A 14,794-nucleotide genomic window follows, 5' to 3' on the forward strand; every position below is an offset into this window, starting at 1 on the left:
TTCCTCGTCCAGGGATGACATCAGCGGTGAAAGAGTAAGTACAACAGCACCAGATTGATCAACAGCGAAAGCAGCGCCAGCGTGCGCCAGACCTTCAAGGGTTCACGCTCCAGCAATGGCTTGGGGCGAACACTCAGTTCCTGCCGGTCAGCCTGTTCCAGCACGCGCAACCACTCTTCGGCGGTTTCATAGCGATGGGCTGGATGGGCGGCCACGGCCCGTTCCAGGCTGAGGGGAAGCCAATCCGGCAGGTCGGGGCGGTAGCGGCTGGCGCTGACAGGCTGAGTGAACCGGGGCCGTTGGAAGGCCTCGATTTCGCCGTAGGGGTAATGTCCGGTCAGCAGGTAATACAAGGTTACGCCTACGCTGTATAAGTCCTGTTGAGTCGTAGGACGCTCGCCGTTGAAGGCTTCAGGTGCAATAAAGCTAGGCGTGCCGGGCAGCGCATGGACGTGGTCTTCAGACAGGCCTGGGCAATACGCCAGGCCGAAATCCAACACACGTAATTCGCCGTCTTCCCCCAGCAGCAGGTTTTCGGGCTTGAGGTCGCGATGCAGGATCTGCCGACGGTGCAAAATGCCCACGGCCCGCAGCAGACGTTCGGCTATTGCCTGCCATTGTGCCAAGGGCAGTGGGCCTTGACGCTGGAACAGTTCGGCCAGGGTCTCGCCCGAATACTCACGCATCACATAATACAAATGCTGACGCCCGCTACCGGCATGGACCTCAGGGAACGCCCGCCCCGCAACCCGCCGCAGAAACCATTCCTCCGACAGTAAGGCCTGGCCGGCGTCGTGATCATCGTCGCGGCTCAAGGGCAGGGTTTTCAGCAGCCAGGGTTGCTGCTGGGCATCGCGCACGCGGTAGAGCAATGACTGCCGGCTCTGCGCCAATACGCTTTCCACCTGCCAGCCTTCAAAGTGTTGCCCGGTTTTCAACAAGGGCGGCAGTGGCCATTGCTGCAACTGCACCAGCGCATCGCCGAGGGTGGCTGCGCCGAGGGCGTCGATACGCACGAGCAGCGCGCTGGCATTGTCCTGGCTGCCTGCCAGGTGCGCGGCATTCACCAGGGTGTTGACCGCCAATTCCATGTCTGTTTGTTCGCGCAAAATCGTCTGGATACAGGGATCACCCAGGGTTGCCCACACGCCATCACTGACCAACAGGAAACATTCGCCTTCACGCAGCTGACCGTCGAGAAAATCCACCACCAGATGTTGATCCAGGCCAAGGGCGCGCTTGAGCACGTGCTGCATGCCCGGTTGCTCCCACACGTGATCCTCGGTGATGCGCTGCAATTGGCCGTCGAACCAACGATACGCCCGACAATCGCCGACATGCGCCAGGGTAAAACGCTGGCCGCGAAACACCAGCGCACTCAGGGTGGTCAACAGAGGCTGGCCACCGCCATTGGCTTGCAGCCAGCGATTCTGTGCCAGTAGCAACCGCTCCAGGGCCTGGGCCACGCCCCAGGTTTGCGGCGTGGCGTAGTAGTCCAGGGCCAGCGCCTGCAAGGTCGAGCGCGCAGCCAGGCCGCCGTCGGCGCACTGGCTCACCCCATCGGCGATGGCACATAAGTAGCCTTTGCTCGCCGCCAGTTCGGCCACAGGCGTGACCACCCGCAGCGCGTCCTGATTTTCCGTCCGTGGGCCGATGACACTGGCCTGGGCGACGCTCAGTTGCAGGCTCATCAGACCCGCGCAGCCGTGACGGCAGCCGAGCCCCAGGTGGTTCTCCAGCGACGCTTCACGCCGTGCAGGCCGAACCAGGCCAGCACGCCCAGGCTGGCGAACAACCACAACGCCAGCTGATAGCTGCCGGTGCTTTGCTTGATTGCACCCATGCCCGCCGCCAAGGCAAAGCCGCCGATACCGCCGGCCATGCCGATCAGGCCGGTCATCACGCCGATTTCACGGCGGAAACGCTGCGGTACGAGTTGGAACACTGCGCCGTTTCCTGCGCCGAGACCCAGCATGGTGCAGACGAAGAGCGCGAGCGCAGCAACGGGACTCGGTAGGTTGAAACCCACCGCTGCGATACAGATCGCCGCCACGCTGTACATGCCCAGCAGCGTACGGATCCCGCCGAAGCGGTCCGCCAGCGCGCCGCCCAGTGGGCGCATCAGGCTACCGCCAAACACACAGGCGGCGGTGTAGTAACCAGCGGTCACCGGGCTCAGGCCGTATTGGTCGTTGAAATAACCGGGCAGGGCGCTGGCCAGGCCGATAAAGCCCCCAAAGGTAACGCTGTAGAAAAACATGAACCACCAGCTGTCACGGTCGCCCAGGGCCTTGAAGTAGTCGGCCATGGACTTGGCCTTCGGCCGTTCTGGTGCATTGCGCGCCAGCCAGGCAAAGACAATCAGGGTCAGCACCAAGGGGATCAGCGCGAAGCCGAACACGTTGCTCCAGCCAAAGGCGGCCGCCAATACCGGTGCCAGCAACGCGGCGAACACCGTGCCGGAGTTGCCCGCGCCCGCGATGCCCATGGCTTTGCCCTGGTGTTCCGCCGGATACCATTGGGAGGCTAGCGGCAGTGCGACCGCAAACGATGCACCGGCCATGCCGAGAAACAAGCCCAGCAACAGCGCTTGTTCGTAGCTGTGGATCCCAAGTTTCCAGGCGCCGAACAGGGCGCAGATGACAATCACCTGGCCAATCAGGCCGGCCGTCTTCGGCGACAGCTTATCCGCCAGCATGCCCATCAGAAAGCGCAACACCGCGCCCGCGAGAATCGGTGTAGCGACCACCAGGCCGCGTTGTTGAGTGGTCAGGTGCAGGTCGGCGGCAATCTGCACGGCCAGTGGGCCCAGCAGGTACCAGACCATAAAGCTCAGGTCGAAATACAGGAACGCGGCAAACAGGGTCGGGGTGTGCCCGGATTTCCAGAAGCTTGATTTCATCACGCACCTCAACGGTTGGGAGTCTTGTAAGAAGGCCAAAACGAAAAAACGCCGCCACCGGGTTCGCGTGAGCAAACCGGGTGTGCGACGTCTTTGTCGTGGAGGGGCAACCGCCGTTGGCTACCTGTGATCAATCCTTAGCAAGAGCTGCGCCACATCAGCCAAGCAGCTCACTCATGGCGATAATCTGCTCTGCCACCTGAATCAGTTTCTGCTGGCGGCTCATGGCTTGGCGGCGCATCAGGGTGTAGGCCTCTTCCTCATTGCAGTCCTTCATTTTCATCAACATGCCCTTGGCCAACTCGATGCGCTTGCGCTCGGCCAACTGTTGGTCCCGCGCGTGGAGCTGCGCGCGCAAGGCCTGATCGCTTTCGAATCGGGCCATGGCCACGTCAAGGATCGGCTGCAGGCGCTGGGCCTGGATGCCTTCGACGATATAGGCGCTGACGCCGGACTTGATCGCCTGGCGCATCACGTTCGGGTCGTGTTCGTCGGTGAACATCACGATGGGCCGGGGTTGGTCACGACTGACCAGCACCACTTGCTCCATTACATCGCGGCCCGGTGACTCGGTATCGATCAGGATCACATCCGGGCGCACCGTTTCGACGCGCGCGGGCAGGTCGATGGTCAGGCCCGACTCATCGATGACGTCAAAACCGGCTTCGATCAGCGCAGTCCTGAGTCGGCCTACTTTGCGCGGCGTGTCGTTGATCAGCAGGATTCGCAGCATGGACGTCCTCCTGTCAGCGCAAGGCTTGGCGGTGGGTGGTATCGGCCAGGGCGTGCAGGCGGAAACTGCGGGCATAGTCGGCGGGGTCGGAGCCGTCCCAGACTTTGCCGTCGATCAGTTGGCTGCTGCGCATGTCCGGGTGTTTTGTGGCGATACCCAGCGCATCGGCGGCCTGGCGATACAGCGGCAGTTGCTGCACCTGGCGCGCAACGCCGAGGTAGTCGGGGTCTTCGCGCAACAGACCCCACCGCCGGAACTGGGTCATGAACCACATGCCATCAGAGAGGTAGGGCAGGTTCACTTCACCGTCGGCAAAAAATCGCAGCGCGTGGGGATCCTGCCAGTGATTGCCCAGGCCGTCGTCATAGGCCCCCAGCAGGCGCGGCTCGATGCAGTCAAGCGGGGCGTCGAGGTATTCGCGGCCACTGAGCAATTGTGCGGTGGAGCGGCGGTTTTCGCTGCTTTCTTCGATAAAGCGGCTGGCCTCCAGGATCGCCATCACCAGCACGCGTGCAGTGTTGGGATACTGGTCCACGAAAGCCTGAGTGCAGCCGAGCACCTTTTCCGGATGATCCGGCCAGATCGCCTGGGTCGTCGCCAGGGTAAACCCTTGGTTCTGCTTTACCGCGCTGGCGCACCAGGGCTCGCCGACACAAAAACCATCGATGCGTCCGGCTTGCAAGTGCGCAACCATTTGCGGCGGCGGGACCACCACGCTGTCCACGTCCTGCAACGGGTGAATGCCCTGGCTCGCCAGCCAGTAATACAACCACATGGCGTGGGTGCCTGTGGGAAACGTCTGGGCGAAGGTCAGTTTTGTTCGGCTTTGGTGCACGTGGCGATCCAGTGCCTCAGGAGTGATCACCCCTTGTTGCTGCAAGCCGCGGGACAGGTTGATGCTCTGGCCGTTCTGGTTGAGCCCCATCAGCACGGCCATGTCGGTGGGGGCGACACCGCCGATGCCCAAGTGCACGGCGTAGATCAGCCCGTACAGGCTGTGGGCGGCGTCCAGCTCGCCGCTGACCAGTTTGTCGCGCAGGTTGGCCCAGGACGTTTGGCGCTTGAGGTTCAAGGTCAGGCCGTAGGGTTGAGCGAAGCCCTGGGTGGCTGCCACCACCATTGAGGCGCAGTCGCTCAAAGCCATGAAGCCCAGGTCGAGACTGCTTTTTTCCGGTGCATCACTGCCGTTGACCCAGGCCAGCGGGTCGTTCATCGGGCTGTTGCCATCCGAATCGTTCATCAACACCTACCTTTTCTTTCAAAAAAAAGCGTCGTTCCCTCAGATGGCGGTGTAAGCCAATGCGGGTAACGACGCCTTTGTCCGTAAGCTCGCTCCGCCATTGGCGCGTGCTCTGATACAGAGTTCATAGCAAGGCACATGCCACGGGTGAGTGGGCCTGGAAAGTCATCAACTTTTCATCAAGATTGAAAGCGGGCGGGCTCTCAGTATGGCCACACCTTCAATGCCCGATCACCCAGGAACTCCCCACGGTGCACGCCGACTTTCTCGCGACGATTTCCTTCCGCCGGTACTGCCGTTGGATGCTGTTTTCTGCGCTGTTGCTGGGAAGTGCGCTGGCCTGGGGCACGCTTTACCAGGCTCAGGACGAAAGTCTGTACACGGTGCTCACCGCACTCTCGGAGCCACTGGGGTTACCCATCGTCGTCAGTCGCGAAGTCGCACGCAAACGTCTCAGCGCCGCCCTGGATTTCAATGCGCCACAACAGACCCTGGAGGCGCTTGCACTTCAACAAGGGTTGATCTGGTACAGCGACGGGCAGGCGCTGTACGTCTATGACGCGGGCGAAGCCAAAAACTCTGCGGTCACCTTGCGACACATTTCCGTCGACAGGCTGCGTAGCCTCATGCGCCGCTCGGGCCTCGATGAGTCACGCTATCCCTTGCGGGAAAGCGGAGCGCGCACGTTCTATGTGTCCGGTCCACCGAATTACATCGATCAGGTGCTGCGTCTGGCCCAGTTGATGGACCGGCAAAGAGCGGAGTTGCGGGTAGGCGCTCAGTCCTTTGCCGTCGTCCAGGTGCTCAATACCGATGTGGCAGACCGGCAGTACGGTACGCGCGCTAACCCGGTCACCGTGCCGGGGATGGCGTCGATGATCGAAACCTTCCTGGCCGGCGAACACAAGGGGTTGCTCTCGGACAAGAGCCTCGGCGTGATCGCTTACCCGGATAGCAACAGTCTGTTGATCAAGGGCAAGCCGGCCCAGGTGAACTTCATCCAGAAACTGGTGGCGGAACTCGACATCCCCAAGCGAGCGATCGAGGTCTCGCTGTGGCTGGTGGATGTTGAGCGCGAAGAATTGAAGAAGCTGGGCCTGGCCTGGGACGAAGAAACGAAGGCATCGACCACGCGAGTCCTGGCTCCTTTGGACGATAGCCACCTTATGGCAAAGGTCGGTGCATTGGAGAGCCGTCGACGAGCGAAGGTAACGACCCTGCCGGTGATCCTCACTCAGGAGAATGTGCCGGCGGTGTTCCAGGACAACCATACGTTTTACCTGCCACCCCGCGGAGATGATCGCGCTGACTGGAAACCGCTGCGTTATGGCACCCAGGTCAGCGTACTGCCGCGTTTTGTCGAGGCTAACCAGATCGAGATGCGTCTTGAGGTGGAAGAAGGGCGCCTGATGAGTGAGGCGAGCCAGCGTGAGAAAAACGCGGCGGTGAGGCAAGTCGGCATCAACAGCGTGGTCCGAGTGCCTCAGGCCAGGCGCCTGTGGCTGGGGGCGTTTCAACGGGAATCAGAAGGGCGGGGGGCTGGTCGTCCGGCCCAGGCGCGCCTGTTTGTGATCCAGGCCACGGCGGTGGGTAGTGAGTCGAAGGGGCTGGAAGAGGCGGGAGGACCACCGCCCATGACTGCGGCGCAATATGAGCGTGTCCAGCGTGCGTTTGTAAGGCCGCAGCGCGATGTCTCACCGTAAACAAGGTGTTAACCCATGCATCTGGAAATTCTTCTACAGGAACAACTGATCAGCCGCAGGCGCCTGGCAGCCTTTGCGCCCGGAAAGGTGTTGCCGTTGATGCCAGAGATCATCCACTGCGTGGAGGTTCGGGTGAATGGGCAATTACTGGCGTTGGGCGAGTTGGTGCAGTTAGAGGACCGGCTAGGGGTTGAACTGCATGAGGTGTATCAGACGTGGCTGCCTGGAGGAGCAGGGTAGCGAAACCTCCTACAGTGCTTTTTCAAACGCCGCCTGATGTATGGGTTTTTTCCTAGGGCGAGCCATGAGGCAGGTTTTTACAGTGGTGACATGGGCACATGGGCCAGTGATTGGAATGAGGACGTCAATGTCATTAGTCGGAGGTCGGGGTAGCAATGGCTGTCAAGGATGATGGAGGGGCGACGATTACCCTGGTTTTTGCGCGTTGGAAGCTGCATGACCACGGTCGCCTGACGGGTGAAGGGTCGGATGTGCAGTTACCCCCTAAGGAATGGCAGGTGTTGCGGCTATTGTTGGTGTCTGGTGGTGCCTTGATGACCAAGGATCGCTTGCTGGAACTGGGCTGGCCGCAGGGGGAGGTTGCCGAGGAGTCGTTGACGCGCTGCATTTATTCGCTGCGCAAGTACCTCGGTGCCGACAAGGGGTTTATCAAGACGATCTACGGCCGGGGGTATCGCTTTATCTGTCCGGTGAGCACAGTGTCGGGTTGTGCGGAACAAGTGTGTTCGGCCTGCGGCCACGTCAGCCAGGGTGTGTTGAAACGTGGCTAGGTTCTGGAGGAAGGGCTTGTTGCTGGGCGCTGTGATGGTCAGTAATCAGGCGTTGGCCTACTGCTGGGAGGAGGCCGCCAGCCACTACCAAATCGAGCCGGAGTTGCTGCAAGCAATCGCCGTCGTGGAGTCGGGTAATCGTGCGCAAGCGATGAATCATGCCAACCGTAATGGCACCCGGGACATCGGGCTGATGCAGATCAACAGCATTCATCTGCCACGTCTGCTCAAGCAAGGTATTACCGAGGACCGCTTGATCAATGAGCCATGCTTGTCGGTTGAGGTGGGGGCTTCGATCCTGGCCGAGTTCATTCAGCGTTTTGGTTACAACTGGACAGCTGTGGGTTCCTATAACGTGGGAACAGGCGGCGGGCCCGAGCGTGAGGCGCTGCGCCTGCAATATGCACAGAAAATCTGGGCGTATTACGAGCAGTTGGTCGCGCACCGTTACTGACATTGAGGTTCACGCCTCGCGCGTGCCCTGTCACCCCGGCTATAATCGCCGCCACCTTTCGCCGCCTTCGAGTCTAGCCCACCCATGTATACCCTGGCCCGCCAGCTGTTGTTCAAACTCTCCCCGGAAACTTCCCACGATCTGTCCCTGGACCTGATCGGTGCCGGTGGACGCCTGGGGCTCAATGGCCTGGTATGCAAGGCACCGGCGAAAATGCCGGTCTCGGTGATGGGGCTCGATTTCCCCAACCCGGTCGGGTTGGCGGCTGGCCTGGATAAAAACGGCGCGGCCATCGATGGCTTTGCACAGCTGGGTTTCGGTTTCGTCGAAATCGGCACCGTGACCCCGCGACCGCAGCCGGGCAACCCCAAGCCGCGCATTTTCCGCCTGCCGGAAGCCGAGGCGATCATCAACCGCATGGGCTTCAACAACCTGGGCGTTGATCATCTGCTGTCGCGGGTTCAGGCGGCGAAGTACAAGGGCATCCTCGGTATCAATATCGGCAAGAACTTCGATACGCCGGTCGAGCGTGCCGTCGACGATTACCTGATCTGCCTGGACAAAGTCTACGCCCACGCCAGCTACGTCACGGTCAACGTCAGCTCGCCCAACACCCCGGGCCTGCGCAGCCTGCAGTTCGGGGACTCGCTCAAGCAACTGCTCGAAGCCCTGCGTCAGCGCCAGGAAGACCTGGCCGTGCGCCATGGCAAGCGCGTGCCGCTGGCCATCAAGATTGCCCCGGACATGAGCGACGAAGAAACCGTATTGGTCGCCCAGGCCCTGGTGGATTCGGGCATGGACGCGGTGATTGCGACCAACACTACCCTCAGCCGCGTAGGTGTCGAAGGCCTGGCCCATGGTGACGAGGCGGGCGGTCTGTCGGGTGCTCCGGTGCGCGAGCAAAGCACTCATATCGTCAAGGTGCTGGCCGCCGAACTGGCTGGACGCTTGCCGATCATCGCCGCCGGTGGCATCACCGAAGGTAGGCACGCGGCCGAGAAGATCGCCGCGGGTGCCAGCCTGGTGCAGTTGTACTCCGGTTTCATTTACAAAGGGCCGGCCCTGATCCGCCAGTCGGTGGATGCGATTGCCGCCCTGCGCTGATGCTTCTCATGTCGGAGTGGTCGTGTTCGCGAAAGCGGTGATTCAGTAACAGATAGGCTGGCTGACCTACCGCTTTCGTGAGCCCGCTCCCACACAGATTATTCTCCAGCCAATAAAAAGGGCTCCATTAAGGAGCCCCCTGGGCCGAAGCCCGCCGCCCGGATGGGGCGTGCATGGTAAGTCGTTACATATTCAGAAATGGTGATGTCGGAATTAATTGCCCTTGATTAGCCGACGGCGTGAAGTTCGTTGAGTCTGTGGATGCCCGCAGTGCCAGTCATACCGTCCCAGTTGTCGCCGCGTCCTTCTCGCCAGCCGTTGATCCAGGCTTGGCGTACCGACGGTAGAGTAAATGGGCAAAGCTCACGGGATTTGCCATGAACGCCATATTGATATCCGCGTAAAAATGCTCTTTCCAACGGATCACGCTTAAGTCTTCTCATAGGGTGTTTCCCTCACTTGTTGACTGTCTTGATATCCTTCGGCCTCGTCTGAGGCCGGGCAGAGTTTTTCTGCCGTTGGTGGGCTCGCTGCCGGCGTGGCGAGCCTGAGTGTCGGCGTCGTTACGGCGCCAACCTGTGTTGAGTTCTAACCAATAGGTCACATGGATTCAATGATCGTTTTGTCATAAGCACGTAACGATAACGATGCTATAGCCATAAGCTGGGATGGCTTTTCGCCCCATTTGTTGGGCAAAGCCAGCTATGATGCACCCTGCATAGAGGATGGGTTTAATCCTTTAGTGAGAATACCCGCCCGTTGCAGTCGGTTATTATTCGACGAAGGGTCGGAATATTTCTTTTTGTTACGGCTAATTGTTTATCTGCCCCGTCAATAAAGGCCCAAGCGCCTGTTGGAAAGGGGTGGGACGGCACATTCGTGCCACGCGAGCACTCTTCAAGAAAAGTGCTTGATTGAAAACCGAGCCGGCGATGCGTCGCCCGTTCATTTATTGCTGAAAAGCCTGGAATGCCCCATGTCGGACCGTTTTGAACTCTTCCTCACCTGCCCCAAGGGCCTCGAAGGCCTGCTGATCGAGGAAGCCGTCGGGCTTGGCCTTGAGGAAGCCCGTGAGCACACCTCGGCCGTGCGCGGCATGGCCGACATGGAAACCGCCTACCGCCTGTGCCTCTGGTCGCGCCTTGCCAACCGCGTGCTGCTGGTACTCAAGCGCTTCCCGATGAAGGACGCCGAAGACCTCTACCACGGCGTCCTGGACATCGAGTGGGCCGACCATATGGTGCCGGACGGTACCCTGGCGGTTGAATTCAGCGGCCACGGCTCGGGCATCGACAACACCCACTTCGGCGCGCTGAAGGTCAAGGATGCGATCGTCGACAAGCTGCGTACGCCGACCGGCGAACGCCCGTCCATCGACAAGATCAACCCGGACCTGCGCATCCACCTGCGCCTGGACCGTGGCGAAGCGATCCTGTCCCTCGACCTGTCCGGCCACAGCCTGCACCAGCGTGGTTATCGTTTGCAGCAGGGTGCTGCACCGTTGAAGGAAAACCTGGCGGCCGCGATCCTGATCCGTGCCGGCTGGCCGCGCATTGCTGCTGAAGGCGGCGCGCTGAGCGACCCGATGTGCGGCGTGGGCACCTTCCTGGTGGAAGGCGCAATGATCGCCGCCGACATGGCGCCCAACCTGAATCGTGAACTGTGGGGCTTCACCACCTGGCTTGGGCACGTCCCGGCGCTGTGGAAGAAACTGCACGCGGAAGCGGCTGAACGCGCCGCCGTCGGCATGAACAAGCCGCCGCTGTGGATCCGTGGCTACGAAGCCGACCCACGGCTGATCCAACCTGCGCGCAACAACATCGAGCGCGCAGGCTTAAGCCATTGGATCAAGGTGTACCAGGGCGAAGTCGGCACCTTCGAGCCACGCCCGGACCAGAACCAGAAAGGCCTGGTCATCTGTAACCCGCCTTATGGCGAGCGTCTGGGTGACGAAGCCAGCCTGTTGTACCTCTACCAGAACCTCGGCGAGCGTCTGCGCCAGGCGTGCATGGGCTGGGAGGCGGCGGTGTTCACTGGCGCGCCGGACCTGGGCAAGCGCATGGGCATTCGCAGCCACAAACAGTATTCGTTCTGGAACGGCGCGTTGCCGTGCAAGCTGCTGCTGATCAAGGTCAATCCGGACCAATTCGTCACCGGCGAGCGTCGCACCCCGGAGCAGCGCCAGGCTGAGCGTGAGCAAGCCGCTTACGATCAAGCCCCGGCTGAGCCGCAGGAGCGCCAGTACAACAAGAACGGCAACCCGATCAAACCCGCACCGGCCCCTGTCGTCGAGCAGGCGCGCCTGAGCGAGGGCGGGCAGATGTTTGCCAACCGGCTGCAAAAAAATCTGAAGCTGCTAGGCAAGTGGGCCAAGCGCGAAGGTGTGGATTGCTACCGTGTGTACGACGCCGACATGCCGGAATACTCCATGGCGATCGACCTGTACCACGATTGGGTGCACGTGCAGGAATACGCGGCGCCGAAATCCATCGATCCGGAAAAAGCCTCCGCGCGCATGTTCGATGCCTTGGCGGCGATTCCCCAAGCGCTGAACATCGACAAGAGCCGCGTGGTGGTCAAGCGTCGCGAGCGTCAGAGCGGTACCAAGCAGTACGAGCGTCAGAGTGCGCAGGGCAAGTTCACTGAAGTCAGCGAAGGCGGCGTGAAGTTGCTGGTCAACCTCACCGACTACCTGGACACCGGCCTGTTCCTCGACCACCGTCCGATGCGCCTGCGCATCCAGAAAGAAGCGGCCGGCAAGCGTTTCCTCAACCTGTACTGCTACACCGCGACCGCCAGTGTGCACGCGGCCAAGGGCGGTGCACGCAGCACCACCAGTGTCGACCTGTCCAAGACCTACCTGGACTGGGCGCGTCGCAACTTCTCTCTCAACGGTTTCTCCGACAAGAACCGCCTGGAGCAGGGTGACGTGATGGCGTGGCTGGAGGCCAGCCGCGATGAGTTCGACCTGATCTTCATCGACCCGCCGACCTTCTCCAACTCCAAGCGCATGGAAGGCATCTTCGACGTGCAACGAGACCACGTGCAGTTGCTCGACCTGGCCATGGCCCGCCTGGCACCGGGCGGCGTGCTGTATTTCTCGAACAACTTCCGCAAGTTCGCGCTGGAGGACAACCTCAGCGAACGTTATGCGGTCGAGGAAATCAGCGACAAGACCATCGACCCGGATTTTGCGCGCAATGCGAAGATCCATCGGGCATGGAAAATCACCGCACGCTGATCGCCCCCTGTAGGAGCGAGCTTGCTCGCGAAAAACTCACTGTCGACGCGTTTTCATGAATAAACGCGGCGTCTTCAAGTTATTCGCGAGCAAGCTCGCTCCTACAGTTCTTTTGGCTGGTCAAATACGGGGCTGATGGCTATAACTTAAGGTCCAGCCAAAGTGACACCCCCGCACGCTGGCGTTGTGAGTGTTGCCTATGCCGTTGCAAGCCGTCCGCCCGAAAATCCTAGGCTTTATCAGTGAGCAGGCGTCGGCTTGGCTGGTGGCAATAGTGGTGTTACTGGCAGGGTTTACCTTGACGGCGATTGTCGCCTGGGCAGCTTCCGACCTCTATCAGCAGCAGGTGCGCCAGCGCTTTCAGTTGCTGGTCAATGAGCGCTACACCCGCCTGCAGGAGCGTTTCGAAGACCAGGAGCAACGGCTGAACAGCCTGCGGCGCTTCTTCGTCAACTCCGACACTGTGTCCCGCGAAGAATTCGACGGGTTTGCCCAGCCCCTGTTGCTGCGTGCCCGCGCTTACTCCTGGGCGCCACGGGTGTATCGCGAACAGCGCAGCCAGTTCGAGCAAGACGTATCCAGCCAGCTCGGCACACCCTTTGTCATCCGTGAGTTGAATTCGGCCGGTGAGCTGGCCCCAGCGCCCGAGCGCGACGAATACGTACCGGTGTTGTACAGCCAGACTCAAAGCTTGTTGGGCGCGCCCTTCGGCTTTGATCTTCTGGCCCAGCCCCTGCGGCGTTCAACCCTTGAGCGTGCACAAAAGACCGGCAGGCTGGCGGTGTCCCAGCCCATGCAATTGGTGGGGGTGGAGCCGGTCTATGCCACTGGGGTTTTACTGGTGGCGCCGGTCAGCCACCTGGGCACTTCTGATCAGTCCCAGCACGAGCCCTTTGGTTATGTGATGGCCGTGATCAGCATGCGCCAGCTGGTGGCAGACGGTTTGCCCAAGCCCGACCGGGACAACCTGGTGATGCAGATCATCGACACGTCCGACCTGCAGAAGCGCGTGCTCTTCGAGTCCAGCAATGTGGTGGGCGACAGCGACCTTGTCGGCGCACGTCGTCTGACGCTGGGTGACCACGTGTATGCCCTGAATCTGCGCCCGAGCCAGGTATTCGACCATGCCAACCACTCCTCGCTGAACACGATCCTGTTCATGGGCGGCCTGCTCAGCCTGCTCCTCAGTGCTTTGCTCTATGTGCTGGTGAGCCAGCGTCAGCGCGCATTGAAGCTGGTGGAGCAGCGCACTGCCCAGTTGCGCCTGCGCGAGCAGGAGTTGCGCGGCGCCCATGGCCAATTGCGCAGCGTGCTGAATGCCGCGACCCAGGTGGCGATCATTGCCACCGACCTGCGCGGCGTCATCAATACCTTCAACGCCGGTGCCGAGCAGATGCTGGGCTTCAAGGCCGAGCAAGTGGTGGGCACGCACACCCTGGAAAGCCTGCACGTGGCGGCGGAGCTGGAAGCGCGCTCGGCGAGCCTGAGTATGGCGTTGGGCAAGCGCATCCCGGCGAGCCAAGCCATGCTGGTGGAAAGCCCTGACAACCTGCATGAAGCCCACGAGTGGACCCTGATCCGCGAGGATGGCAGCCAGTTGACCGTCAACATGCTGGCCACGGTGTTGCTGGACGACCATGGTTTATGGATCGGCCACCTGGCAATTTACCTGGACATCACCGAACAGAAACGTGCCTACGAGGCATTGGCGGCCCGCGACCGCCTGCTCAAAAAACTCAGCGCCCATGTGCCCGGAGGGATCTTCCAGTTCACCCTGGAACCCCAGGACAACTGGAAATTCATCTATGCCAGCGACGGCATGCGCGACATCTATGAAATCGAACCCAATATATTGCAGCAGGATGCGAAGCGGGTCTTCGAGCGTATCCATCCGTTGGATGCGGAGCGGGTGCGTGCTTCGATCCGCTTGTCAGCGTTGCAGTTGAGCCATTGGCGCGAGGAATACCGCGTGGTGTTGCCGCAGCGGGGCCTGCGTTGGATTCGGGGTGAAGCGACCCCGGAAGAGTTACCTACAGGCGGTACGTTGTGGCATGGGTACGTGTCGGATATTTCCGATCTCAAGCGGGTGGAAGAAGAACTGCGTGCGCTCTCCATCACCGACTCCCTGACCGGAATCCATAACCGACGCTACTTCCAGGATCGTCTCAAGGCGGAGATGGTGAGGCTCAACCGCACTTCGGGAAACTTGTCGGTGATCATGCTTGATATCGATCACTTCAAACGCATCAACGACCAGCACGGGCACGCCGTCGGCGATGGCGTATTGCAGGAACTGTGCAGGCGCATCAGCCAGCGCCTGCGCCGCACCGACGTGTTCTGTCGCCTGGGCGGCGAGGAATTCATGGTGCTGTGCCCGCACACCGATGGCGAACAGGCCTACAGCCTGGCCATGGAATTATGGGCGTCGCTGCGCAGTGCGCCGATGGACCCAGTCGGTATCGTCACTGCCAGCTTTGGCGTGGCCAGTTGGCGGGTCGATGAAGGCATCGACGGGCTGCTGTTGCGCGCCGACTCGGCCGTGTACGTCGCCAAGCTGGCGGGCAGGGACCGGGTGGAAGCCGAGCGCTTGCGTGCTTGAGACCGCCGCAGGCCAATGTGGGAGCGG

At 61.0% G+C, this 14,794-nt stretch carries 12 protein-coding genes; 7 read left to right on the plus strand and 5 right to left on the minus strand.

Annotated elements, in window-relative coordinates; genetic code table 11:
• Positions 1 to 20: 20 nt before the first annotated feature.
• The 4 genes from AC4PS7_RS10120 to AC4PS7_RS10135 form a co-directional block, all read right to left on the minus strand.
• Entirely contained in the window at positions 21 to 1,691 is a 1,671-nt protein-coding gene (locus tag AC4PS7_RS10120) for a bifunctional protein-serine/threonine kinase/phosphatase (protein WP_457244137.1), read from the minus strand.
• Positions 1,691 to 2,902, minus strand: coding sequence for a nitrate/nitrite transporter (locus AC4PS7_RS10125; protein ID WP_010208500.1), 1,212 nt, complete (start codon positions 2,900 to 2,902; stop codon positions 1,691 to 1,693). The genes AC4PS7_RS10120 and AC4PS7_RS10125 overlap by 1 nt, the downstream gene beginning before the upstream one ends.
• A gap of 157 nt (positions 2,903 to 3,059) precedes the next feature.
• Positions 3,060 to 3,635 (minus strand): ANTAR domain-containing response regulator, encoded by a 576-nt coding sequence (locus tag AC4PS7_RS10130; protein ID WP_457244136.1) that lies wholly within the window; start codon positions 3,633 to 3,635, stop codon positions 3,060 to 3,062.
• Between the two features lie 13 nt (positions 3,636 to 3,648).
• Entirely contained in the window at positions 3,649 to 4,875 is a 1,227-nt protein-coding gene (locus AC4PS7_RS10135; protein ID WP_492179390.1) for a CmpA/NrtA family ABC transporter substrate-binding protein, read from the minus strand.
• Positions 4,876 to 5,126: 251 nt separating this feature from the next.
• On the opposite strand from AC4PS7_RS10135, the gene sctC reads away from it, so the two are divergent.
• From sctC to AC4PS7_RS10160, 5 genes are all read left to right on the plus strand, one after another.
• Entirely contained in the window at positions 5,127 to 6,578 is a 1,452-nt protein-coding gene (gene sctC / locus AC4PS7_RS10140; protein ID WP_492179391.1) for a type III secretion system outer membrane ring subunit SctC, read from the plus strand.
• Positions 6,579 to 6,593: 15 nt separating this feature from the next.
• Positions 6,594 to 6,818 carry a FliM/FliN family flagellar motor switch protein gene (locus AC4PS7_RS10145; RefSeq protein ID WP_010208506.1) on the plus strand — a complete coding sequence of 75 codons (225 nt, stop codon included), beginning with the start codon at positions 6,594 to 6,596 and terminating at the stop codon, positions 6,816 to 6,818.
• Between the two features lie 155 nt (positions 6,819 to 6,973).
• A complete protein-coding gene (locus tag AC4PS7_RS10150) occupies positions 6,974 to 7,369 on the plus strand; it encodes a winged helix-turn-helix domain-containing protein (RefSeq protein WP_187517041.1) in 396 nt (131 codons plus the stop codon).
• Complete coding sequence (locus AC4PS7_RS10155) at positions 7,362 to 7,823, plus strand: transglycosylase SLT domain-containing protein (RefSeq protein WP_106119796.1); 462 nt, start codon at positions 7,362 to 7,364, stop codon at positions 7,821 to 7,823. Before AC4PS7_RS10150 ends, AC4PS7_RS10155 begins: the two co-directional genes overlap by 8 nt.
• An 84-nt stretch (positions 7,824 to 7,907) precedes the next feature.
• Entirely contained in the window at positions 7,908 to 8,927 is a 1,020-nt protein-coding gene (locus tag AC4PS7_RS10160) for a quinone-dependent dihydroorotate dehydrogenase (RefSeq protein ID WP_010208511.1), read from the plus strand.
• Between the two features lie 227 nt (positions 8,928 to 9,154).
• Here the strand turns inward: AC4PS7_RS10160 and rmf are convergent, their stop codons facing one another.
• Complete coding sequence (rmf, locus tag AC4PS7_RS10165) at positions 9,155 to 9,370, minus strand: ribosome modulation factor (RefSeq protein WP_002553055.1); 216 nt, start codon at positions 9,368 to 9,370, stop codon at positions 9,155 to 9,157.
• 533 nt (positions 9,371 to 9,903) lie between these two features.
• Between rmf and rlmKL the strand changes: the two genes are divergently transcribed.
• Together rlmKL and AC4PS7_RS10175 are read left to right on the plus strand one after the other, a co-directional pair.
• Positions 9,904 to 12,168, plus strand: coding sequence for a bifunctional 23S rRNA (guanine(2069)-N(7))-methyltransferase RlmK/23S rRNA (guanine(2445)-N(2))-methyltransferase RlmL (rlmKL, locus tag AC4PS7_RS10170; protein WP_042571954.1), 2,265 nt, complete (start codon positions 9,904 to 9,906; stop codon positions 12,166 to 12,168).
• A gap of 199 nt (positions 12,169 to 12,367) precedes the next feature.
• Positions 12,368 to 14,767, plus strand: coding sequence for a sensor domain-containing diguanylate cyclase (locus tag AC4PS7_RS10175; protein ID WP_042571953.1), 2,400 nt, complete (start codon positions 12,368 to 12,370; stop codon positions 14,765 to 14,767).
• Positions 14,768 to 14,794 lie beyond the last annotated feature (27 nt).

This window comes from Pseudomonas sp. DW-iso3 (genome assembly GCF_058725305.1).

Coding starts and splice junctions, on each gene's coding strand:
- AC4PS7_RS10120 (WP_457244137.1), bottom strand. CDS start 1,691: ATGAGCCTGCAACTGAGCGTCGCCCAGGCCAGTGTCATCGGCCCACGG.
- AC4PS7_RS10160 (WP_010208511.1), top strand. CDS start 7,908: ATGTATACCCTGGCCCGCCAGCTGTTGTTCAAACTCTCCCCGGAAACT.
- rlmKL (WP_042571954.1), top strand. CDS start 9,904: ATGTCGGACCGTTTTGAACTCTTCCTCACCTGCCCCAAGGGCCTCGAA.
- AC4PS7_RS10125 (WP_010208500.1), bottom strand. CDS start 2,902: ATGAAATCAAGCTTCTGGAAATCCGGGCACACCCCGACCCTGTTTGCC.
- AC4PS7_RS10130 (WP_457244136.1), bottom strand. CDS start 3,635: ATGCTGCGAATCCTGCTGATCAACGACACGCCGCGCAAAGTAGGCCGA.
- AC4PS7_RS10145 (WP_010208506.1), top strand. CDS start 6,594: ATGCATCTGGAAATTCTTCTACAGGAACAACTGATCAGCCGCAGGCGC.
- rmf (WP_002553055.1), bottom strand. CDS start 9,370: ATGAGAAGACTTAAGCGTGATCCGTTGGAAAGAGCATTTTTACGCGGA.
- AC4PS7_RS10150 (WP_187517041.1), top strand. CDS start 6,974: ATGGCTGTCAAGGATGATGGAGGGGCGACGATTACCCTGGTTTTTGCG.
- AC4PS7_RS10175 (WP_042571953.1), top strand. CDS start 12,368: ATGCCGTTGCAAGCCGTCCGCCCGAAAATCCTAGGCTTTATCAGTGAG.
- AC4PS7_RS10135 (WP_492179390.1), bottom strand. CDS start 4,875: ATGAACGATTCGGATGGCAACAGCCCGATGAACGACCCGCTGGCCTGG.